Here is a 21,362-nt window from a genome sequence, read left to right on the forward strand (position 1 = left end):
TTTTGAAAAGAGTACAGGTAGGTGCAACATGTCTGAGCACGTTTCCAATGCATGGGAAGGATTTGTTGAAGGTAACTGGAGCAAAGAAGTTGATGTTCGTGACTTCATCCAGAAAAACTATACCCCTTACGAGGGCGACGAATCATTCCTAGTTTCTGAGCCAACTGACGCCACTCGCAAACTGTGGGCGCGCGTGATGGAAGGCATCAAGCAAGAGAACGCGACGCATGCACCGGTTGATTTTGATACGTCTGTGGTTTCGACCCTGACGTCTCACGACGCCGGCTACATCGAGAAAGATCTGGAACAGATTGTCGGTCTACAGACTGACGCGCCGCTAAAACGCGCGATGCTCCCGTATGGTGGTATCCGCATGGTTCAAGGGTCATGCGACGCCTATGGCCGCGAACTTGACCCACAAGTGAAGAAAATCTTCACCGAATATCGTAAAACCCACAACCAAGGCGTTTTCGATATTTATACCCCAGAAATCATGAAGTGCCGTAAATCTGGCGTGTTGACCGGTTTGCCTGATGCATATGGCCGTGGCCGTATCATCGGTGACTACCGTCGTGTTGCGCTATACGGTATCGACTTCTTGATGAAAGACAAGAAAGCCCAATTCGACTCGCTGCAAGAGAAATTCGAAAACGGTGAAGATCTGCAGATGACCATGCAGCTGCGTGAAGAAATTGCAGAGCAGCATCGCGCACTGGGTCAATTGAAAGAAATGGCCGCAAAATACGGCTGTGACATTTCTCGCCCAGCCGAAACCGCGCAAGAAGCCATTCAGTGGACATACTTCGGTTACTTGGGTGCAGTGAAAACCCAAAACGGTGCCGCCATGTCGCTTGGCCGTACCTCTACCTTCCTCGATATCTATGTAGAGCGCGATATCGCGGCGGGTAAACTGACTGAAGAGCAAGCGCAAGAGCTGATCGACCACTTCGTGATGAAGCTGCGCATGGTGCGCTTCCTGCGTACACCTGAGTATGATGATCTCTTCTCTGGTGACCCAATTTGGGCAACAGAATCTGTTGCCGGTATGGGTGTTGACGGTCGTCCACTGGTTTCACGTACCAGCTTCCGTTTCCTTAACAGCCTATACACCATGGGGCCAAGCCCAGAGCCAAACATCACCGTGCTTTGGTCTGAGCAGCTACCAGAAGGCTTCAAAAAGTTCTGTGCCAAAGTGTCTATCGACACCTCGTCTATCCAGTACGAGAACGACGATCTGATGCGCACTGACTTTGACAATGACGACTATGCGATTGCGTGCTGCGTGTCACCCATGATTGTTGGTAAGCAGATGCAATTCTTTGGTGCCCGTGCCAACTTGGCGAAAACCCTGCTTTATACCATCAACGGTGGTATTGACGAGAAGCTGAAAATCCAAGTTGCGCCTGAACACGCGCCAATGACTGACGAAGTGTTGGACTATGACAAAGTTATGGACCGCATGGATCACCTGATGGATTGGCTGGCTAAACAGTATGTGACTGCCCTAAATAGCATTCACTTCATGCACGACAAGTACAGCTATGAAGCGGCACTGATGGCTTTCCACGACCGTGATGTGTATCGCACCATGGCATGTGGTATCGCGGGCCTCTCGGTAGCAGCTGACTCATTAGCCGCGATTAAATACGCCAAAGTGAAGCCTGTTCGTGACGAAGACGGTATTGCTATCGACTTTGATATCGAAGGCGAATACCCAGCATTTGGTAACAACGACGAGCGTGTTGACCAAATCGCTTGTGACCTGGTTGAGCGCTTCATGAACAAAATCCGTTCACTGAAGACCTACCGTGACGCGGTGCCTACCCAGTCTATCCTGACTATCACTTCAAACGTGGTATACGGTAAGAAAACGGGTAACACGCCTGACGGTCGTAAAGCCGGCATGCCATTTGGCCCAGGTGCTAACCCGATGCACGGCCGTGATGAAAAAGGCGCGGTTGCGTCACTGACATCTGTCGGTAAACTGCCATTTGCTCACGCCAAAGACGGTATTTCTTATACCTTCTCTATCGTGCCAAATGCACTGGGTAAAGATGAGAACGCACAACGCGCTAACTTGGCAGGCTTGATGGATGGTTACTTCCACCACGAAAGCGGTCAAGAAGGTGGCCAGCACTTGAACGTCAACGTGATGAACCGTGAAATGCTGCTGGACGCGATGGAGCACCCTGAGAACTATCCTCAGCTGACCATCCGTGTTTCTGGTTACGCGGTACGTTTTAACTCGCTGACCAAAGAGCAGCAACAAGACGTGATTACCCGTACCTTTACCTCTTCACTGTAAGAGATAAATAAGGGTTAACGCCTAAAGAAAAAACCGCCGGCAATGCTGGCGGTTTTTGTTTGTCTGTCGTTTTTCAGCGCTATGTCTTGCTTTGTCCGGGGGCAACGCCAAAAAGCCGACGCCCAGCGAACAGTTGTTTAACCTGCCAGCTAGGCGCAATCAGCCATTACCCCACTTCAAAGCGGTCCAACTTACTGTCCAACTCACGTGCTGAATCGGCAAGCAGCTGGCTTTGCTCGGCAAGGTGCGACGCCGCACCGCTCACTTCGTTGGCCGAGTTGTGAATATTACTCACATTTTGGTTCATCTCTTCCGACACCGTCCCCTGCTCTTCTGCCGCCGCGGCGATTTGTACCACGCGGTCATTCGAGCCATGTAAGGCACTCACCATTTCCTTCAACTGCGCTTGGGTTTCTAGCGCCGTATTGACACTGTCTTCACTCGATTGATGACTTGATGTCATTGCCTCAGCGGCCTCAATCGCATTGTTGGTGAGCGATTCAATCGTGCCTTGAATTTGAGTGGTCGATTTTTGCGTGCCTTGAGCGAGCGAGCGCACTTCATCGGCCACCACCGCAAAGCCACGGCCTTGCTCACCCGCTCGCGCCGCTTCAATCGCCGCATTGAGTGCCAGCAGGTTAGTTTGCTCAGAGATGCCTTGGATCACCGTCGCCACATCACTGATCTCCATCACCCCTTGCTTCACTTGATTCACCAATTTATCCGCTGCGGCAATACGCTCAGCAACGTTGCGGATACTGGCCACCGTGCTATCTAGCTTATGGTTGCTATCTTCCGCCATCGACGAAATATCGTTGGTTGCTTGCGCAGTTTGCTCAGCGTGATCGGCAACATCGGCCACGGTAGCCGTCATTTCGTTCATCGCCGTGGCGAGCTGCTCAAGTTGTGCGCGCTGCGATTGAATGCTTTGCGCACTTTCCTCACTGGCTGACGCTATGGAGGAGGCCATGGTCGATGATTGCTTGGCTTCATCATGCGCAACACGCAGCGCCTCGCGGACACTGCTCATCGCGGTATCCATTCGCCGAGCGAGTTTGCCAATTTCGTCATGACGGGTATAACCACACTCGACCCGAAGATCGCCACCAGCAATGCGATCGAATTTTTCCACCAGCTCATCCAAGGGCACCACGATATCGCGGCTGACAAACCCACCGGCTACCAGCAAGATAGCGCCAGATAACAGGGTTAAACCACCGATTTGCCACGCAGATTGTATCACCCGCTCCTCAATATCACTGACATGCACGCCTGAGCCAATAATCCAATTCCAGCCATCAACGCGTTTCACATAGGAAATTTTCGGCTTCATCTCGCCCTCAGGTGAACGCCAGGTGTAATCGAGCACGCCGCCCTGCGCGCCTTGACTGACTTGCACCATCTCACGCCAGTGGTGCTTGCCGTCACCATCGGTCAGCCCATCAGCACTGGTGCCGTTTAGCTTGGGCTTGATCGGGTGATTCACAATGGTGAGGTCGGGCTTGAGTACCCAAAAGTAATTATTCCCGTCGTAACGCAGTTTATTAAGCTGCGCGATCGCTTGTGCCTTTGCTTCGTCTACGCCAATTTGTGGTGCCTGCTGGCGATAATAGGCCACCACACTTTGCGCCACCTCAATATTGGCACGCAAGGAAGCCGTCCGTTCAGCATAAGACTGCTCCCGCTCTTTGTTGATGGTGTACGCGCTGATCCCTGCCAGTAACACAACGGCAACCAGCATTAGTGCAACAAGCTTATTTTTCACTCTCAGATCACTGATTTTTCTCATTATAAGTCCTAGCATTTGCTTTGATCCTAGCCTGACACCAAGCATCTCCTTGCTTGCATGCAACCTGGCATAAGCATGTATCGCTTTGGCGACGTGTCGCACGTAAGTTTGGACAAAAAAACAAAAAGTCACAAAATCTGCATGGAATTTATCTGGTTAACGTCTCATTCGCTAGGCGACGAAAAACTGGAACTGTGATCAAGCTATGACAGGGATGCAACATAGAAGAAATACGAAGGTGAGAAGTGCGAAAAAGCCAGGAATTCCCTTATCTTCACACCGGTTTTTGTAATAAAATGACGGTATAGCCATTCGCAGTCTGGAGACAGCTATGTCGACAATTGGTCGCATCCATTCGTTTGAGTCCTGTGGCACCGTAGATGGCCCTGGCATCCGCTTTATTGTCTTTATGCAAGGCTGCTTGATGCGGTGCAAATACTGCCATAACCGTGATACGTGGGACACGCACGGCGGCAAAGAAGTCACCGTGGATGAAATAATGAAAGATGTGCGTGCCTATCGCCATTTTATTACCGCCTCGGGTGGCGGGGTGACAGCATCTGGCGGTGAGGCCATGTTGCAACCTGAGTTTGTGCGTGACTTTTTCCAAGCCGCTAACGCGGAAGGGATCCACACCTGTTTAGATACCAACGGCTATATTCGCAAACATACCCCGGTGATTGATGAAGTCCTTGATGCCACCGATTTAGTGATGCTGGATTTGAAGCAACTCAACGATGAAGTCCACGAAGACTTGGTGGGCGTATCAAACCGGCGAACGCTCGACTTTGCTAAGTACCTGCACAAAATTGGGCAAAAAACCTGGATTCGTTACGTGGTTGTCCCCGGCTACACCGATGATGACGACTCTGCCCATCGTCTTGGCCAATTTATTCAAGACATGGATAACATCGAAAAAGTCGAGTTACTTCCCTACCACCAACTCGGCGCGCACAAATGGGAAGCGCTGGGTCATGAGTACGAACTGCAAGACGTCTCGCCCCCATCAAAAGAAGTGATGGATAGCGTCAAAGCGATTATTGCCAGTTACGGTCACAGTGTCACCTACTAAGCGTTAACCCCATAAAGCCGGCCATGCAGCCGGCTTTTTCGCCTTACATCTCGCGTCGCCGCGCCTTCGTCATTCGAATGGCTTCACGGATAATACAGTCACGCAACGGGTTATCCGCCGCGTCTGCTCGCCAGATAAACGACAATGTGCGGCGCATATTTAGCTCCGGCACGTTCAGCGCCACCAGCTCTTCACGTTCTATCCACTTCTCGACATCAAGATACGGCAAGCAACTGAGGTAGTTGGAGTTAGCCACCAAGGTGCGCAATACCGGCACCTGCTCATACTCACGGCGCACATCAAGATCTTCGATAACGCCATGAATGGCACTATCAAAACTGTGTCGCGTCCCCGCTCCCGGCTCTCGCAATACCCACTGGGCTTGCTCAAGTTGCGCCAAACTTACTTGATCGCGCTGCGCGTAAGGGTGATGCTTGGCTGCCACCACCACCAAATGGTCATGGCACCACACCTGTTGCTTCAACCGGCTGTCGTCACAACGCCCTTCAATGATCCCCAAGTCGTGCTGATACCGACGCACACTATCAATCACCTTCTGGGTATTTTTCACCGTAAAGTCGATTCTCAGCTCGGGAAAATCACTATCAATAATACTGATAAGGTCTGGAATTAGGTGTTCTGCTGCGGTCTGACTGGCAATTAAGGCAATATCACCACTAATAATGTGCTGCCCATCAAACCCTGCTTCAATTTGTTGCGCGTCAAACAACAGTTGTCGTGCTTTGGGTCGCAACCATGCTCCCCAATAGGTGAGCTGCATTTGCTTACCTTGGCGCTCAAAGAGCGGCCTACCGAGTAGCTTTTCAAGCTGCGAAAGCGCCATGCTAGTCGCCGACTGCGTTAACGCTAAATGGTCGGCAGCACGGCTCACACTGCCCATCGCGGCAATCGCTTCAAACACCGCGAGCTGCTTAAGTGAGTAGCGCATCTAAGATCCTTACTGTCTGACTTTGATGACATTAGACTATCAATTTTTGTGATTATTACCCTAAGCAATATCAATTTTACTCCTGATAACCACACGCATAGGCTGGATTTATTCACATTCAGTCTAAAAAGGAGTACAACCAGTATGTTTTTTTGTCTTCAAGGTCGGGTACACATTGCCAAAAGAGGAGGCAGCCGATGGTAACCCCTATCCACACTGACGGCCCCGCTGCGCTGCTGGTGCAAGCCGAACAATACGCAGAGAGCAAATCGCGCAAATCGACCCGTATGGCCGTCGGGCTGGCGATGATGGCAGGCCTATTTATCGGGTTGGCATTCGTGTTTTACCTCACGGTGACCACGGGGAGCACGGCCGGCTGGGGGCTCACTCGGCTGATGGGCGGACTGGCCTTTAGCATGGGATTAATTCTCGTGGTACTCGGCGGGGCCGAGCTATTTACCAGCACGGTGCTGTCCATGCTTGCTCGCGCCAACGGCAAAATTAGTACACGTAGCCTGCTTTATACCTGGGCAAGGGTGTATATCGGCAACTTATGCGGCGCGCTATTGTTGGTGCTGATCGTGATGGCGGCGGGTTTATATCAGCTTGATGATGGACAGTGGGGGCTCAACGCTCTTCATGTCGCGCAGCACAAGCTGCATCACAGCTGGCTGCAAGCGTTCTCCCTCGGTGTGCTTTGTAACTTGCTCGTTTGTCTGGCGATTTGGATGACATTCACCTCGCAAAACCCGCTGACCAAAGCCGTGATGGTGATCTTACCTGTTGCCATGTTTGTCAGCACCGGTTTTGAGCATAGCGTGGCCAATATGTTCATGGTGCCTTTGGGCATGAGCATCGCCACCTTCGCACCAGACAGCTTTTGGCAAGCGGTGGGCAGTTCCCCCGCGGCCTTTAATGACGTCAATCTCATCCAGTTTATCAGTGCCAATTTAATCCCCGTCACCCTTGGCAATATCGTCGGTGGCGCTGGCCTGGTTGGTATGGGCTATTGGCTGATTATCAACCCAGAAAGAGAACACAAAACCGCGCACATTTCTGCATTGACGCTCCCGTCTGCGCCTTATTCTGAGAGACCTATTATGACCCAAGAAACCTTAACCATTGAAAACAACATGCAATCGGCTCAGTGTGCTTTAAAAGCCCAGCAATTTGTGGCGGACGCCCTAGAGCAGCTCAACCGCACCAAACTTCAAGGCGCCCCTGTGGTAGACAGCCAAAATCAACTGGTTGGCTTTTTCTCGGTGCAAGATGTCTTAGTGGATCTATGGTGGAATGACTATCAACCCGACATGGATGCCAAAGTTGAAGATCTGATGCGCACCGAGGTACAAACCGTTGAGGCAGACCAATCGGTGATTGAGCTGGCGCAGTACATGAGCATTGATAACCAAGTGCTCTATCCGGTCAGTGATGCGGGCATTGCCACCCGCTTTACCAACCAATCGGCATTAGAGCGCGCCAAAACGCAAACACTGTCTCGTCCCTATATTTATCCGGTGATGAAAGACGAGCGCTTGGTGGGGGTGATCACGCGCGCCGATGTGATTCGAGCACTCGCGCCACTTTACGGTAATGCAATGGATATCCTTCCCGCCGATGCGAAAGAAGGCTTAGTCACCGCCTAACACTTAGTTACCACCTAACACAGAGATAGCCGTTATCGATCACGCCGCCGGTCAATACTGGCGGCATTTTTCATCGAGATGTTGCCGTCATCGCCGCATTGACACACGGCCTAACGCTCAGGCGATAAATACTCACGGTCATAAAAGGTGCGTAGCCAATGAGGCCGATATACCGCCATCACTGTCACCGCCATGCCATTTAATAACGCCTCAGGGAACCACATCAGGAGCGCAATTTGCAGATAGTTATGGACAATGTCTTGCCAGTTATGTCGCTCTGCCAGCCCGTACCACAACGATGTCACGGACAGCTGGAATACCATGGTCAGCGCCGCGCCGATAAAAGCGGCGATAAAAATATAAATAAACAGGTGGCGGGTTAAATAATGGTAACTAAGCGCGAAAATCGCATAACTAAAAGTGATTGGCAGCACCGCCGTGGTGAGCGCGGTCATCCCCAAGTCCGCGACAGGGACAAAACCAAACACCGCCATCAGTGTTAGAGGCACAGTGGCAATCCAAATAGCGATACGCCAGCCATGGCACAAGGCGAGCGTGGTCACGCCTAAAAAGTGGATATCTAGCCCCGCTTTGATCCCTGCTTGAAGCGCCCATAAAGCAAACAACACCACCGCCGAGGAAAACGCCAAATGCTGGTAACCGGTTTCTTGACGCAGCTTAGAAAAAAATTCCGGCGGATAGGTTCGATACAGCACCGCTGCCCACAATAACCAGCCACTCCATTGCCAACCGCTCACTTCGGCGAACTCAAACATATTCAATCCCTAGTCACTGACCTTTTCTACCTTTGACTGACACAACAACTAGCGGGTGATAAACGTGCTACGGACATAGCCCAGATCAAGATTTCCCCCTCATAGAGCTGGTAGTCTCTATTTATTCCCTCATCAATTGATGAATGACTATTGTACCTTTGAGAGTTAAGAGGCCAACCGCGATGGATATGACCCCTGCACAACGTCTAATTTTATCTAATCAATACCAATTAATGTGCCACCTCGATCCCTCTAATAGCGAAAAGTATCGCCGCTTACAAACCATTATTGAGCGCGGTTACAGCTTGCAAATGGCAGAAGTGATCAGCCAGTTCGAGGCGCTATGCGAAACCCAGTGTCGTGAGATCATTGATATCATGGAAATGCACCATGCCATGCAGGCCTCATACAACCTCTTGGACGACGCCAACCAAGCCGCCTTATCACCGCGCCGCGTTCAATTCTGGGGCTTCGACGCCGCCACCGAAGGTGCGTTAGTGCATTATGTCCGCTTTCTTGTCGATACGGAGGGACTCTATCCGCAATTCGATCAGGGCGAGCATCGTTTTAACAGCCAAATGCCCATGTTGGACAAATACCGTCGCATGCTGGATGTATGGCGTCATTGCCCGCGCCAATTCCACTTAAGCTTAACCGAGATTGAGCAAATCCTCGCCGCCTAAACCGCAGAGCGCGACCATCCCGAATCTCAGCCGCCCGCGAGGCGGCTTTTTATTTGCGCGTCTCGCGCTTGTCGAATCCATCGCAAGCCCGTACCCTTAAGCCCATTCACGCTAACACACCGAACGACCATGATTTATCGATGCCCACTGTGCCAACAGTCTCTGCAAGCCACCTCACGTGGCGCCTATTGCGCGAACAATCACCAATTTGACCGCGCCAAAGAAGGCTACCTCAATTTGCTCCCCGTGCAATTTAAGCGCTCTAAAGATCCGGGCGACAACAAGGCCATGACCCAAGCGCGTCGGGCGTTTTTAAACGCTGGCCACTATGCGCCGATGCGCCAAGCGATGATTGACGCTCTCACCCAAGCGCTCGGTGGCGAGCACAAAACCATCTTGGATGTCGGCTGTGGTGAAGGGTACTACACCCACGCGATTGCCGATCAAACCGCAGAGCAACAATGGTCTGTTCACGGATTAGATATTGCCAAAGTGGCGGTGCGTTATGCGGCCAAGTGGTACCCACAGTGTCAGTTCTCGGTTGCCTCTTCCCAACGCCTGCCGTTTGCCGACAACAGCTTGGATGGTGTGGTACGGATTTATGCGCCCTGTAACGGTGAAGAGTTAGCGCGCGCGATTAAGCCTGGCGGCGTGGTGGTGACGGTTACGCCAGGTCCACGTCATCTATTTCAGCTAAAAGCCGGTATCTATCAAGAGGTGCGTTTACACGAAACGCCACCTGAAGCCCTACCAGGCTTCCAACTTGAAAGTGAGCACTCACTGCATTACTCGATGACATTGGCAGGTGAGCAAGCCCTGACTCTGCTGCAAATGACGCCCTTTGCCTGGCGCGCCTCGGATGAATGGCGTGACACCTTAGCGAACAGCGAGGCCTTTGAGTGCGACGCCGACTTCACCCTGCGCGTGTATCGCCATCACGCCGCCGAGCAATGATAGCCAAGGAGACATTCCATGAAACAAGGTCGCGTATCGGTTCGTATCATCAGCGCCTGGCTCGCCGCAGCCTGCATCGTATTCACCAGTTCGACGCTTCATGCAAGAACCGATGCGCTTGCCACTTTATTTGACTACCAAGTCACTCGCGCAGAGGGCGAATCATTGAGCCTGACCCAAGTGGCCCGCCAAGTGTCGGATGCCGATGTGGTGCTCATTGGCGAATGGCACGGCCATCCAGGCGTGCACCGCTTTCAAGCTGAGCTACTCAGCCAACTCGCCTCAGAGCACCCAGTGGCCCTGTCGATGGAGCAATTCAGTCGCGATGCACAACCCGTACTTGACCAATATCTTGCTGGCGAGATCGGCGAAGACACGTTAAAGCGACAAGCCAATGCATGGGATAATTATGATGGCAGTTACCGGCCCTTGATTGAACTGGCCAAGCAACGCCAAATCGAGGTAATTGCTGCCAACGCCCCCAAGCGGCTGGTGCGCTGTATTGGCAAGCAAGGCTTGTCGTATCTCGATAGTCTGTCCGAGCAACAGCGTAGCTGGTTTGCCGACACCATAGATACCCAAGATTCACCGTATAAGCGCAAATTTAAGGCCAATATGCACCATGGCAGCGCCAGCCAAACAGACGCCCAGTATGCGGCTCAGCTTGCGTGGGATGCCACCATGGCCGAAAGCATCGTCGATTACCATGCCGCTCAACCTGACAGCCAAATTGTGCATATTGCCGGGCGCTTTCACATCGCCGAAGGCTTGGGAACCGCGGCACAAATTCACGCCCGTAACCCTGAACTGCGCATTGCATTGATCACCGCGGTAAGCGACCAAGCCATGCTAAGCGACGACGCGCCCGACTTGCGCTTACACGTGCTACCCATGCCACAGCGCTGGCTGTCGATGGACGAAATGCGCCAAGCGGTGAGCCAAATGAAAGGGCAAGGTGCCGCTCAGTGCACGCGCGCCACAAATAGCTAAGCGCTCACGCTTTCCCACAGACACTTTCCCATATACAAAAACGCCGACCAAACGGTCGGCGTTTTGTTGTCGCTTCTTCTCTATATCTGTTCGCTAGTCGATAGCGACGCCGCCGCGTGTCTGTTAGAACCAACGCTCCAACGCAGCGCGATCTACTTTAAACGCGCGGCTTAACGCATGCGCAAGCTCTTTGTATCGAGGCTGGTTTTTGATCGGCTGCATCGCATGTCCTTCACTGGTGATCTTTTGATGCAGCTCGCGATACCAACCCGCAAGCGCTGGCGGCAGAGGCGTATCACGACGCTTACCCAACCACCACAAACCTTGCACCGGCAAGCTCAATGCAAACAAGGCCACAATCACCGCCTGCGGCAGCCCTTGTACATTATTGGCCGACATCTGTAATAACACGCTAATCGCCGCCACCGCTGGCATCACTTTGATCGCAAAGCGAGTCATGGTAATCACACGGTTCTCGGGGAATACCGGTGCCAACTCCTTTCTCATTGGCCATTCCTGCATGTACTTCTGACCATCTTGCAGGCAACGCCAGATTGACTTATTCGTTGTCATACCTACCTCACTTACTCGTGTGACTCGCTCAGTGTGACACAAGGCGCTGTCACTCAACTTTTACAATAAAAATTAAACAAACTGTTTAAAAACTTTCAAAATTAACCAGTATTGCTCAAAAAATTTTTGTTATCTGTATCAAGTCCCGCTATCCTTAGCGCACTTTATCATTGTTGCTCGGATTCGATTGTCTCGCAACCTAATCTGGTTGTACTCGACGGAGCGTTCATTTATCCAGGACGGATAAAGATGGTTCTTTCCCCGCGACAACGCATGAGATAATTCTTTTTTTAAAAAGGTAGTGTCTCTGTTTGTCCACTATCCTTTTTGTTCAATACACTCTGTCTTACGAAACATAGGTAGTCATACATGTCCAAGCTGGTTCTCGTACTCAATTGCGGAAGCTCCTCTTTGAAGTTCGCCATTGTCGACGCTCAATCAGGCGATGAGCATCTTACCGGTCTAGCCGAATGCCTTCACCTTCCAGAAGCCCGCATCAAGTGGAAGATGGACGGTAAGCATGAAGCCCAACTCGGCGAAGGTGCCGCACACAATGAAGCGCTTAACTTCATTGTTGATACCATCCTGGCTTCTAAGCCTGAGCTTGCCGAGAACCTAGGTGCCATTGGCCACCGTGTTGTTCACGGTGGCGAGCACTTCACTCAGTCAGCATTAATTACGGACGATGTACTGAAAGGGATCCACGATGCAGCCAGCTTTGCACCGCTGCACAACCCAGCCCACATCGTAGGTATCGAAGCGGCGAAAAAAGCCTTCCCAGCGCTGAAAAATGTCGCTGTATTCGATACGGCATACCATCAAACCATGCCAGAAGAAGCTTACTTGTATGCACTGCCTTATAACCTTTATAAAGAGCACGGCATCCGTCGCTATGGCATGCATGGTACCTCGCACTACTTTATCGCTAACGCCGCCGCTGAGCAGCTTGGCAAACCTGTTGATGAAGTGAACATCATTAACTGCCACCTCGGTAATGGCGCGTCAGTTTGTGCGATTAAAAACGGCAAATCCGTCGACACCTCAATGGGCATGACCCCGTTGGAAGGCCTGGTAATGGGCACCCGCTCTGGTGACCTAGATCCAGCGATTATCTTCCACCTGCACGATGCACTGGGCTACAGCGTTGAGCAAATCAACACCATGCTAACCAAAGAGTCTGGCCTACAAGGCTTGACCGAAGTGACCTCTGACTGCCGCTTTGTCGAAGACAATTATGGCGAGAAAGAAGAAGCCACTCGCGCGATGAACGTGTTCTGTCACCGTCTTGCTAAGTACGTGGCCAGCTACACCGCGACCCTCGATGGTCGCCTAGACGCGATTGTCTTCACCGGCGGTATCGGTGAGAACTCAGGCCCAATCCGCGAATTGGTACTCGAGCGCCTATCTCTGCTGGGTGTTGACGTCGACAAAGAACGCAACCTAAAAGCCCGCTTTGGCGGTGAAGGCGTGATCACCACAGACGAAAGCCGCGTGCCTGCGATGGTGATTTCAACCAACGAAGAGTTGGTCATTGCGCAAGACACCGCGCGCCTAACTGGCCTGTAAGACCATTCCCAACGGCTGATCCCACTCAGCCGTTTTTATATTTGTGCCGGCCTGTCCGGCACGCCAATCAGATAGTAAGAGGAAGTCAACGTGTCCCGTACTATTATGCTAATCCCAATCGGCTCCGGCGTCGGCCTGACAAGTGTCAGCCTCGGCGTGATGCGAGCGATGGAGCGTAAAGGCGTCCGCGTCTCATTTTTTAAACCCATTGCGCAGCCTCATCACGGTAGCGACACTGATGTCACTGACCTGACGACAGAAATCATTCACGCCAACAGTGACATGAAAGTCGCCGAGTCGATGTCAATGAACCAGGCCGAAGATCTGCTGCGTTCCGATCAAGAAGACGTGCTGCTTGAAGAAGTGCTTGCACGCTTTACACGCGCCACCCAAAACACCGAAGTGGCACTGGTTGAAGGCTTGGTCACCACGCGTAACCATCCGTTTGCCAACCAAATCAACTACGAGATTGCCAAGACGCTGGATGCAGAGATTGTCTTTGTGACCACACCAGGTACCGACAACCCTGCGCAGCTAAAAGAGCGTATCGAGTTTGCTTGCACCAACTTTGGCGGCAGCAAAAACGGCAACATCTCTGGCGTGATCATCAACAAGCTCAATGCCCCTGTGGATGATGCTGGCCGCACCCGTCCCGATCTGTCAGAGATCTTTGACGATGCAGACGGCGCGCGTCCGACTAACGTTGAAGTGATGCAGATCTTCAACACGAGCCCAATCCGCGTACTGGGCTGTGTGCCATGGAAAATCGATCTGATTGCTACCCGTGCCAGCGATATGGCTAAGCACTTGAATGCCACCATCATTAATGAAGGTGAAATTCACTCGCGCCGTATTAAGAGCATTACCTTCTGCGCACGCTCTATTCCTAACATGGTTGAGCACTTCCGCCCTGGCTCACTGCTAGTGACCTCGGCAGACCGTCCAGACGTCATTGTCGCGGCCTGCTTGGCAGCGATGAACGGCGTGGAAATCGGTGCACTGCTACTGACCGGTGGTTACTCGATCCCTGACCAGCTCAAAGCATTGTGTGACCGTGCCTTTGAAACTGGCCTACCAGTGTTCACCACCGCAGGTAACACCTGGCAAACCTCACTCAACCTGCAAAGCTTCAGCCTCGAAGTCCCGGCTGACGACAAAGAGCGCGTTGAGTTTGTGAACGACCATGTGGCCAGCCACATTGATGGCAACTGGATTGAGTCACTAAGCTCTGGCTCTAACCGCGAGCGTCGCCTCAGCCCACCCGCCTTCCGTTACCAGCTCACCGAGTTTGCGCGTAAAGCCGCCAAGCGCATTGTGCTGCCAGAAGGTGACGAGCCACGCACCATCAAGGCCGCCGCTATCTGCGCAGAGCGTAAAATTGCTGAATGTGTGCTTTTGGGTAACCCAGAAGAAATTAAACGTGTTGCCGATCAGCAAGGCGTGACCTTGGGCGCTGGCGTAGAAATCATTGACCCAGTGAAAGCGCGTGACAAGTACGTGGCTCGCTTGGTTGAGCTGCGTAAGAGCAAAGGCATCACCGAAGTGATTGCGCAAGAGCACCTGGAAGACACCGTGGTGCTGGGTACCATGATGCTAGAAGCCAACGAGGTGGACGGCCTGGTTTCCGGTGCCGTGCACACGACGGCCAACACCATTCGCCCACCGCTGCAGATCATCAAGACAGCCCCGAACGCCTCTTTGGTGTCGTCGGTCTTCTTCATGCTGCTGCCTGAGCAAGTGCTGGTATACGGTGACTGTGCGATCAACCCAGATCCAAACGCTGAGCAACTGGCAGAAATCGCCATTCAATCGGCCGATTCCGCCAGCGCCTTTGGTATCGAGCCACGCGTAGCGATGATCTCTTACTCGACTGGTAGCTCAGGTAAAGGGGCTGACGTGGATAAAGTTCGCGAAGCCACCCGCCTTGCCAAAGAGAAACGCCCTGATCTGGTGATTGATGGCCCACTGCAGTACGACGCAGCAATCATGGAAAATGTTGCTAAGTCGAAAGCACCGGATTCACCGGTTGCCGGTAAAGCGACCGTGTTCGTCTTCCCAGACTTGAACACAGGTAACACCACCTACAAGGCGGTACAGCGTTCTGCTGAGCTGGTGTCTATCGGTCCAATGCTGCAAGGCATGCGCAAACCGGTGAACGACCTGTCTCGTGGTGCACTGGTAGATGACATTGTTTACACAGTGGCCCTGACAGCTATCCAAGCGAAACAAGCGGAAGACAACGGCCAAGTGTAATTTTCACCACGCCCTGTCGAGATAAAACAAAAGCCAGCACCTGTTGCTGGCTTTTTTGCGTTTGCGTTCACAACGTGACATGCAAACGCGATCTAGCATGGCATATCCATTCTGGTTTTGGAGTCGAAGATGGCTAACGAGTTCGATCCCGTCACGCTACGGCATACCCTGCACCAAACCCCTGAGCTTTCTAACCACGAAGCCCTCACCGCACGTACTATCGCTGCCCAGTTGCGACAATTTGGCTTTCACCCAGCCACTGATGTCGGCGGCCACGGGATCCTGGTCACCATTCAAGGCGCTGCGCCAGGGCCTACCACCTTGCTACGCGCCGATTTTGATGCGCTCCCGATTGAAGAGCGTGGAACACAGGCTTATTGCTCCCAGCATTCGGGCGTGATGCATGCGTGTGGCCATGATGGTCATACCGCGGCGTTGCTAGCCGTCGCTGCCGAGCTTAGCCACACTCCGCCCGCTCGTGGTACTGTGCTGCTTGCCTTTCAGCCTGCAGAAGAAACCGGCGAAGGCGCAGCTAGGATGTGCGAGTCCCCCTCACTTACCAACGCGCAAATTGATAACGTCTACGCCTTTCACAATCTCCCCGGCTTTAATCAGCATCAAATCGTGGTACGCCCAGGGACCTTTGCCTGTGCCTCGACCGGAGTCGCCATTGAGCTGTACGGTAAAACCTCTCATGCCGCCTACCCCGAACGCGGGATTAGCCCTGCCGGTGCGATGACAGGCGTGATGCATACCCTGACACAACTGCCCGACGCCTACCCTGAGGCCAACAGCCTTGTCACCTTGGTTCACGCCCAGTTAGGAGAGCCCGCCTACGGCGTCGCCCCCGGCCACGCGACCGTGATGGCTACCTTACGCAGTGATGACAACGCCTGCTTTCAGGCCATGAAAGCCGACTTGATAGACAAAGTGAACACGCTGGCGGCTCGGGCAGGGTTGACGGTCAGTTTTAGCTGGCATGAGCCCTTTATCGCGGCCGAGAACAGCACACACCATACACAGCATGTCGCCAATGCCGCGCAATCGCTAGGGGTTGAGGTACATTGGCTTAATGAACCGATGCGTTGGTCAGAAGATGTGGCCGAGTTTCTCGCCCGTTGGCCGGGCACGTTATTTGGCATTGGCAGTGGCGAGCATCATCCGCAACTGCACAACCCCGATTATGATTTTCCCGATGCGATTCTCCCCACCGCTAGGGCGATGTTTACCGCTTTGGTCGCTGAGCATCACGGGCGTAACACGGATTGATCACGTCCTACCCCAGCGCCAGCCACACGCCAACGCCCACCATCAAGGTGCCAGCGACACGGTTAAGCAGTTGCACGTTGCCTCTTTGCTGCAGAAACTGACGCAACGTGCGACCGCCACTGGCATACAACATCAAGCAGCTAAACTCGGTCAGCAGAATAATCAACACCAGCACACTTAACTGGCTGGGCAGCGCTAATTTAGGATTAATAAACGGAGGCAACAGTGAGATCATAAACGCCCAGCCTTTCGGGTTAGCAATCGCGGTGACAAATCCTTGGGTCGCCAAGGACCACGCTGATGCTTCACTGGGGCTAGCGTCATCATCCTCAGGAATGGCCATTTTCCCGCGAGATCGCCACATTTGTACCCCAAGAAACGCCAGATAGGCACCACCGACGTATTTGAACACCTGAAAGATAGACGGATAGTTAAGCATCATTGCCGCCACCCCAATTACCGAGGCAATCGCTACCAACCCCACGCCAATTAACTCGCCCCACATCATATGCAGGCTACGCTTAACGCCGATGGTCATTCCCAGCGTCATCGAGAGGGTCATACACATCCCAGGTGTCACGGACACCAGAAAAAAGGTCGGGATGAACAAGGAAAGCATGGTGGTATCAATCAAAGCAGTTGGCATAAAGCGTAATCAGAACAAAGCACTACAGGGGCTCCTAGTAAACGCCCTTTATCGTTTGAGATCAAGCCTACTGTTGAGTTTATAACCAAGCGATTGGACTTATTGCCATTTAGACGTCCAGAAGTAAAAATATCCATTGACTTAATTTTGACTAACTCATAGCATCAATAACCAGAGCGACAGCAAGAATGTGGCACAAGCCGCTGAGTGAGTCTGCTGTGATCAAATTATTCGCCAAGGACATGTGATGATTGAGATAACCAACCTCAACAAGGTATTCGAACTCGGGGAACGCCGAATTCATGCCCTTAATGACATCAACTTATTTATTCCCAAGGGGAAAGTATTTGGTGTGATCGGTGCCTCCGGTGCAGGGAAAAGTACCCTGATCCGGATGGTTAACCTGCTCGAGCGCCCAACCAGCGGCTCAGTCAAAGTGGGTGGCACTAACCTCACTGCGCTACCCAGCCGCCAGTTGACCCAAGCGCGCCGTAAAATCGGGATGATTTTCCAACACTTTAATTTGCTCTCGTCACGCACCGTGTTCGACAACATCGCCCTGCCGCTTGAGCTAAGTGGCTCGAGCCGCGATGAGATTGAAACACGCGTGAGCGAACTGCTCGATCTGGTCGGCTTGGCCGATAAGCGTGATGTGTATCCTGCCAGCCTCAGTGGCGGACAAAAACAACGTGTCGCCATTGCCCGTGCATTGGCGCCAAGCCCCAACGTTCTGCTTTGTGATGAAGCCACCAGCGCACTGGATCCAGCCACTACGCAATCCATTCTGTCGCTGCTGCAAACCATCAACCAAAAGCTCAACCTCACCATTTTGCTGATCACCCACGAAATGGATGTGGTCAAACGTATCTGTGACGACGTCGCTATTATTGGCGATGGCGAGCTCGTCGAGTCCGGCCCGGTGGGCGAGATTTTTGCGCATCCCAAATCCGACTTGGCCAAACAATTTATTCGTTCAACCCTCGACTTGTCAGTGCCGCATGATTTTGCCCAGCGCTTACAACAAGAATACTTCGAAGGCAGTTACCCCTTGGTGCGCCTCGAGTTTACCGGCGCGACGGTCGATGACCCATTAATCAGCCAGATCTCGCGTCTGTTTGATATCGACATCAGCATTTTAAGCTCAGATATCGACTACGCCGGCGGCGTGAAATTCGGCCTACTCCTTGCGGAAATCATGGGTCCAAAAGAGGCGGTTGAAAACGCCATCACTTACCTCAACAAGCACCATGTCAACACGGAGGTACTCGGCTATGTTGATTGATCAACTCACCCACTGGGTCAATGAAAACAGCGCCCTTATCAACTTGCTCCTCGAAGCCACTGGCCAAACCCTGTACATGGTGTTTGCCTCCGGGATCATGGGGTTTGTGATTGGCATCCCATTGGGCGTGTTACTGCATGTGACCAAACCCGGTGGTTTGCTGGGCCAACCGCAAGTTAACCAGGTGCTCGGCGCAATAGTGAACATTGGTCGCTCTATCCCCTTTATTATCTTGCTGGTGGCGATTATTCCGTTTACCCGCATGGTGGTTGGCACCTCGATTGGTACCGCGGCGGCGATTGTGCCGCTTACCGTCGGCGCGATTCCATTTATTGCCCGCTTGGTTGAAGGGGCGTTACTCGAGTTACCGGCTGGGCTAGAGGAAGCGGCCAAAGCGATGGGCGCGAACCCGTTCCAGATTATTTATAAAGTGCTCATACCGGAAGCGTTACCCGGCATCATCAATGGCGCGACCATTACCTTGGTTACCTTGGTGAGCTACTCGGCCATGGCCGGTGCGGTCGGCGGCGGCGGCCTTGGGGATGTGGGCATCCGCTATGGCTATCAGCGCTTTGACACCACAGTGATGCTGATCACCGTTGTAATGCTGGTAGTCTTAGTGCAAGCGATTCAATCTTTTGGTGATTACTTGGTGCGACGCGCCGATCACCGCTAAATCAAACACAATAATGACGAATATGTTCCAAACAGGGAGACAGACAATGAAAACCACGATCAAAACACTACTTGCCACCCTTGGCCTTGCCTCAACCTTGGTGCTGACTGGCTGCGGCGAGAAAGAACAAGCCGCGACCGATACCAACAGCATCACCGTGGGCGTGATGGCCGGCGAAGAAGCACAAGTGGCTGAACATGCGGTGGAAGAAGCGAAAAAGCTCGGTCTTGAGGTAGAGCTGGTGACCTTTACCGATTACGTGTCACCGAACGCGGCACTGGATGATGGCTCGGTCGACGTGAATGCTTTCCAACACAAACCTTACTTGGACGCACAAATCAAAGACCGTGGTTATGAATTTGCGATTGCCGGCAACACCTTTGTGTATCCGATTGCGGCTTATTCTTACAAGCTAGATAGCGTCGAAGATCTACCAGAGGGCGGTAAAATTGCCGTGCCTAACAACCCATCGAACCTAGGCCGTTCACTGGTATTGCTTGAGCAGCAAGGGATCATCAAGCTCAAAAAAGGCGCAGGTATTAACGCGACTAAACTGGATATCGTTGAGAACCCGAAAAACGTAGAAATCATCGAACTAGAAACCCCACAACTGCCTCGCTCATTGGAAGATGTGGACTTGGCTATCATCAACAACACCTTTGCAGCAGGCGTGGGCCTAACGCCAAACAAAGACGGCATCTTTGTTGAAGACAAAGAATCGCCTTATGTGAACCTGATTGTGGCGCGCAAAGACAACGTCGACGCAGAAAACGTCAAAACCTTTGTTAAAGCCTACCAAACTGATGCGGTTTACAACGCCGCGATGGAAATCTTTGACGGCGCCGTGGTAAAAGGCTGGTAAGCCACTACGCGTAACATACTGAAATGATTAAGCCCGTGCTGAAATGCGCGGGCTTTTTGATGCAGAGAACAACCCAACTGACACTTAGGTCTGATTATTGGATTGACGATAAAACGCTTTTCTCCACTGATTAGGCGTCACTTCATAGCGCGCTTTAAACTTTTCTCTGAACATAAGCACCGAGCTAAAGCCTGTTTTTTCGACAACCTGCTCGATAGATAAGTCCGTAGATTCAAGCAAATCTTGAGCGACATTTAGTCGCTCGGTGGTCAACCACTCTCCAAATGACATTCCTGTCGCCCGGCTAAATTTTCTGGTAAACGTGCGGCGGGTCATCATCACAGACTCAGCGAGCACATCCAATGAGTGCTTTTGACTGAGGTTACGTCTGATATTCTCCATTAACGCATTGATACGAGAGTCGGATGACGTCACCGGTATGGGTTGGTCGATAAACTGAGCTTGTCCACCATCACGATATGGCGGCACGACCATTCTTCTTGCCACTCGGTTTGCAATGGTACTGCTGTAGAACTTGCGGAAAATATAGAGACAACAGTCAATCCCGGCAGCCGTACCTGCTGAAGTGATCACGTGATTATCCTCAACATACAAGGCATTCGTATCCAGCAAAACACACGGAAACCGTTGGCTAAAGTCTTGTTCTAGTTCCCAATGTGTCGACGCTCGCCTTCCTACCAGCAAGTCCGCATAGGCAAGCACATAGCTGCCAAGACATAAACCAACAACGAATGCGCCTCGGGCATGAGCACGTTGAAGCGCAGCAAGCAGTGCTTCATTGGGGCGTTCATCAATGGTTCGCCAATAGGGAATGACGATGATGTCGCTGTGCGCTAGCGCATCCAGCTGATGCTCAGTATGAATTTCCATACCAATATCGGAAAGAATGGGACCAGGTTCTCCTGCGACTAACTTGAGGTCAAAATAAGCCTCATTCAACGTGCTAGGCCCAAACACAATACTCGGGACGGAAATATGAAATGGGCTAAAGTGATTAAAAACGACAATAGCCACCGAGGGGAGTTTGTTACTGTCTGTGGGATACATAGG

General features: G+C 52.2%; 18 protein-coding genes. 12 read left to right on the plus strand and 6 right to left on the minus strand.

Annotated features, from left to right (window positions below):
* Positions 1-28: 28 nt before the first annotated feature.
* Positions 29-2,305, plus strand: coding sequence for a formate C-acetyltransferase (gene pflB, locus BZG20_RS07065; protein WP_046073650.1), 2,277 nt, complete (start codon positions 29-31; stop codon positions 2,303-2,305).
* A gap of 166 nt (positions 2,306-2,471) precedes the next feature.
* Here pflB and BZG20_RS07070 read toward each other — a convergent pair whose 3' ends face one another.
* Positions 2,472-4,094, minus strand: coding sequence for a methyl-accepting chemotaxis protein (locus tag BZG20_RS07070; RefSeq protein WP_198531465.1), 1,623 nt, complete (start codon positions 4,092-4,094; stop codon positions 2,472-2,474).
* 331 nt (positions 4,095-4,425) lie between these two features.
* On the opposite strand from BZG20_RS07070, the gene pflA reads away from it, so the two are divergent.
* Entirely contained in the window at positions 4,426-5,166 is a 741-nt protein-coding gene (gene pflA / locus BZG20_RS07075; RefSeq protein WP_046073652.1) for a pyruvate formate lyase 1-activating protein, read from the plus strand.
* Positions 5,167-5,209: 43 nt separating this feature from the next.
* On the opposite strand, the gene BZG20_RS07080 is transcribed toward pflA, so the two are convergent.
* Positions 5,210-6,115, minus strand: coding sequence for a LysR substrate-binding domain-containing protein (locus BZG20_RS07080; RefSeq protein ID WP_046073653.1), 906 nt, complete (start codon positions 6,113-6,115; stop codon positions 5,210-5,212).
* Positions 6,116-6,312: 197 nt separating this feature from the next.
* Here BZG20_RS07080 and focA point away from each other — a divergent pair, with 197 nt between their 5' ends.
* A complete protein-coding gene (gene focA / locus BZG20_RS07085) occupies positions 6,313-7,761 on the plus strand; it encodes a formate transporter FocA (protein WP_077578554.1) in 1,449 nt (482 codons plus the stop codon).
* A 110-nt stretch (positions 7,762-7,871) separates the two neighbouring features.
* Here the strand turns inward: focA and BZG20_RS07090 are convergent, their stop codons facing one another.
* Positions 7,872-8,537: an energy-coupling factor ABC transporter permease gene (locus tag BZG20_RS07090; RefSeq protein WP_077578555.1), complete on the minus strand. Its 666-nt coding sequence runs from the start codon at positions 8,535-8,537 to the stop codon at positions 7,872-7,874.
* A 182-nt stretch (positions 8,538-8,719) separates the two neighbouring features.
* On the opposite strand from BZG20_RS07090, the gene BZG20_RS07095 reads away from it, so the two are divergent.
* The 3 genes from BZG20_RS07095 (at position 8,720) to BZG20_RS07105 (ending at position 11,164) form a co-directional block, all read left to right on the plus strand.
* A complete protein-coding gene (locus tag BZG20_RS07095; RefSeq protein ID WP_077578556.1) occupies positions 8,720-9,220 on the plus strand; it encodes a YfbU family protein in 501 nt (166 codons plus the stop codon).
* Positions 9,221-9,349: 129 nt separating this feature from the next.
* Positions 9,350-10,174, plus strand: coding sequence for a 23S rRNA (guanine(745)-N(1))-methyltransferase (gene rlmA, locus BZG20_RS07100; protein ID WP_077578557.1), 825 nt, complete (start codon positions 9,350-9,352; stop codon positions 10,172-10,174).
* An 18-nt stretch (positions 10,175-10,192) separates the two neighbouring features.
* Positions 10,193-11,164 carry a ChaN family lipoprotein gene (locus BZG20_RS07105; protein WP_077578558.1) on the plus strand — a complete coding sequence of 324 codons (972 nt, stop codon included), beginning with the start codon at positions 10,193-10,195 and terminating at the stop codon, positions 11,162-11,164.
* Positions 11,165-11,287: 123 nt separating this feature from the next.
* On the opposite strand, the gene yfbV is transcribed toward BZG20_RS07105, so the two are convergent.
* The gene (gene yfbV, locus BZG20_RS07110; protein ID WP_077578559.1) at positions 11,288-11,737 is read right to left on the minus strand and encodes a terminus macrodomain insulation protein YfbV; all 450 of its coding nucleotides are present in this window, start codon (positions 11,735-11,737) and stop codon (positions 11,288-11,290) included.
* A 369-nt stretch (positions 11,738-12,106) separates the two neighbouring features.
* Here yfbV and BZG20_RS07115 point away from each other — a divergent pair, with 369 nt between their 5' ends.
* The 3 genes from BZG20_RS07115 to BZG20_RS07125 all read left to right on the plus strand — a co-directional run bounded on the left by BZG20_RS07115 (position 12,107) and on the right by BZG20_RS07125 (position 16,825).
* Positions 12,107-13,303, plus strand: coding sequence for an acetate kinase (locus BZG20_RS07115; RefSeq protein WP_077578560.1), 1,197 nt, complete (start codon positions 12,107-12,109; stop codon positions 13,301-13,303).
* Between the two features lie 105 nt (positions 13,304-13,408).
* Complete coding sequence (gene pta / locus BZG20_RS07120; RefSeq protein ID WP_077578561.1) at positions 13,409-15,556, plus strand: phosphate acetyltransferase; 2,148 nt, start codon at positions 13,409-13,411, stop codon at positions 15,554-15,556.
* A gap of 129 nt (positions 15,557-15,685) precedes the next feature.
* Positions 15,686-16,825 carry an amidohydrolase gene (locus BZG20_RS07125; protein WP_077578562.1) on the plus strand — a complete coding sequence of 380 codons (1,140 nt, stop codon included), beginning with the start codon at positions 15,686-15,688 and terminating at the stop codon, positions 16,823-16,825.
* 7 nt (positions 16,826-16,832) lie between these two features.
* Here the strand turns inward: BZG20_RS07125 and BZG20_RS07130 are convergent, their stop codons facing one another.
* On the minus strand, positions 16,833-17,471 hold the full coding sequence (locus BZG20_RS07130) for a LysE family translocator (protein ID WP_077578563.1): 639 nt from the start codon (positions 17,469-17,471) through the stop codon (positions 16,833-16,835).
* Positions 17,472-17,718: 247 nt separating this feature from the next.
* Between BZG20_RS07130 and metN the strand changes: the two genes are divergently transcribed.
* From metN to metQ, 3 genes are read left to right on the plus strand one after another with little or no spacing between them, the layout of a single operon-like run.
* On the plus strand, positions 17,719-18,753 hold the full coding sequence (gene metN, locus BZG20_RS07135; protein WP_077520233.1) for a methionine ABC transporter ATP-binding protein MetN: 1,035 nt from the start codon (positions 17,719-17,721) through the stop codon (positions 18,751-18,753).
* Positions 18,743-19,429: a methionine ABC transporter permease gene (locus BZG20_RS07140; protein WP_077578564.1), complete on the plus strand. Its 687-nt coding sequence runs from the start codon at positions 18,743-18,745 to the stop codon at positions 19,427-19,429. The genes metN and BZG20_RS07140 overlap by 11 nt, the downstream gene beginning before the upstream one ends.
* A 46-nt stretch (positions 19,430-19,475) precedes the next feature.
* Complete coding sequence (gene metQ / locus BZG20_RS07145) at positions 19,476-20,291, plus strand: methionine ABC transporter substrate-binding lipoprotein MetQ (protein ID WP_077578565.1); 816 nt, start codon at positions 19,476-19,478, stop codon at positions 20,289-20,291.
* An 84-nt stretch (positions 20,292-20,375) separates the two neighbouring features.
* Here metQ and BZG20_RS07150 read toward each other — a convergent pair whose 3' ends face one another.
* Positions 20,376-21,359: a helix-turn-helix domain-containing protein gene (locus tag BZG20_RS07150; protein ID WP_077578566.1), complete on the minus strand. Its 984-nt coding sequence runs from the start codon at positions 21,357-21,359 to the stop codon at positions 20,376-20,378.
* Positions 21,360-21,362: the final 3 nt, after the last annotated feature.

The sequence above is a fragment of the Salinivibrio sp. IB868 genome, from assembly GCF_001995655.1.
GTDB classification, from domain to species: Bacteria; Pseudomonadota; Gammaproteobacteria; order Enterobacterales; family Vibrionaceae; genus Salinivibrio; species Salinivibrio siamensis.

Excerpts from the sequence above, each read along its gene's own strand:
- BZG20_RS07140 (WP_077578564.1), top strand. The coding sequence starts at position 18,743 with ATGTTGATTGATCAACTCACCCACTGGGTCAATGAAAACAGCGCCCTT.
- BZG20_RS07095 (WP_077578556.1), top strand. The coding sequence starts at position 8,720 with ATGGATATGACCCCTGCACAACGTCTAATTTTATCTAATCAATACCAA.
- BZG20_RS07090 (WP_077578555.1), bottom strand. The coding sequence starts at position 8,537 with ATGTTTGAGTTCGCCGAAGTGAGCGGTTGGCAATGGAGTGGCTGGTTA.
- pflA (WP_046073652.1), top strand. The coding sequence starts at position 4,426 with ATGTCGACAATTGGTCGCATCCATTCGTTTGAGTCCTGTGGCACCGTA.
- BZG20_RS07105 (WP_077578558.1), top strand. The coding sequence starts at position 10,193 with ATGAAACAAGGTCGCGTATCGGTTCGTATCATCAGCGCCTGGCTCGCC.
- pflB (WP_046073650.1), top strand. The coding sequence starts at position 29 with ATGTCTGAGCACGTTTCCAATGCATGGGAAGGATTTGTTGAAGGTAAC.
- pta (WP_077578561.1), top strand. The coding sequence starts at position 13,409 with ATGCTAATCCCAATCGGCTCCGGCGTCGGCCTGACAAGTGTCAGCCTC.
- BZG20_RS07150 (WP_077578566.1), bottom strand. The coding sequence starts at position 21,359 with ATGTATCCCACAGACAGTAACAAACTCCCCTCGGTGGCTATTGTCGTT.
- rlmA (WP_077578557.1), top strand. The coding sequence starts at position 9,350 with ATGATTTATCGATGCCCACTGTGCCAACAGTCTCTGCAAGCCACCTCA.
- BZG20_RS07070 (WP_198531465.1), bottom strand. The coding sequence starts at position 4,094 with ATGAGAAAAATCAGTGATCTGAGAGTGAAAAATAAGCTTGTTGCACTA.
- metQ (WP_077578565.1), top strand. The coding sequence starts at position 19,476 with ATGAAAACCACGATCAAAACACTACTTGCCACCCTTGGCCTTGCCTCA.
- BZG20_RS07125 (WP_077578562.1), top strand. The coding sequence starts at position 15,686 with ATGGCTAACGAGTTCGATCCCGTCACGCTACGGCATACCCTGCACCAA.
- BZG20_RS07080 (WP_046073653.1), bottom strand. The coding sequence starts at position 6,115 with ATGCGCTACTCACTTAAGCAGCTCGCGGTGTTTGAAGCGATTGCCGCG.
- BZG20_RS07130 (WP_077578563.1), bottom strand. The coding sequence starts at position 17,471 with ATGCCAACTGCTTTGATTGATACCACCATGCTTTCCTTGTTCATCCCG.
- BZG20_RS07115 (WP_077578560.1), top strand. The coding sequence starts at position 12,107 with ATGTCCAAGCTGGTTCTCGTACTCAATTGCGGAAGCTCCTCTTTGAAG.
- metN (WP_077520233.1), top strand. The coding sequence starts at position 17,719 with ATGATTGAGATAACCAACCTCAACAAGGTATTCGAACTCGGGGAACGC.
- focA (WP_077578554.1), top strand. The coding sequence starts at position 6,313 with ATGGTAACCCCTATCCACACTGACGGCCCCGCTGCGCTGCTGGTGCAA.
- yfbV (WP_077578559.1), bottom strand. The coding sequence starts at position 11,737 with ATGACAACGAATAAGTCAATCTGGCGTTGCCTGCAAGATGGTCAGAAG.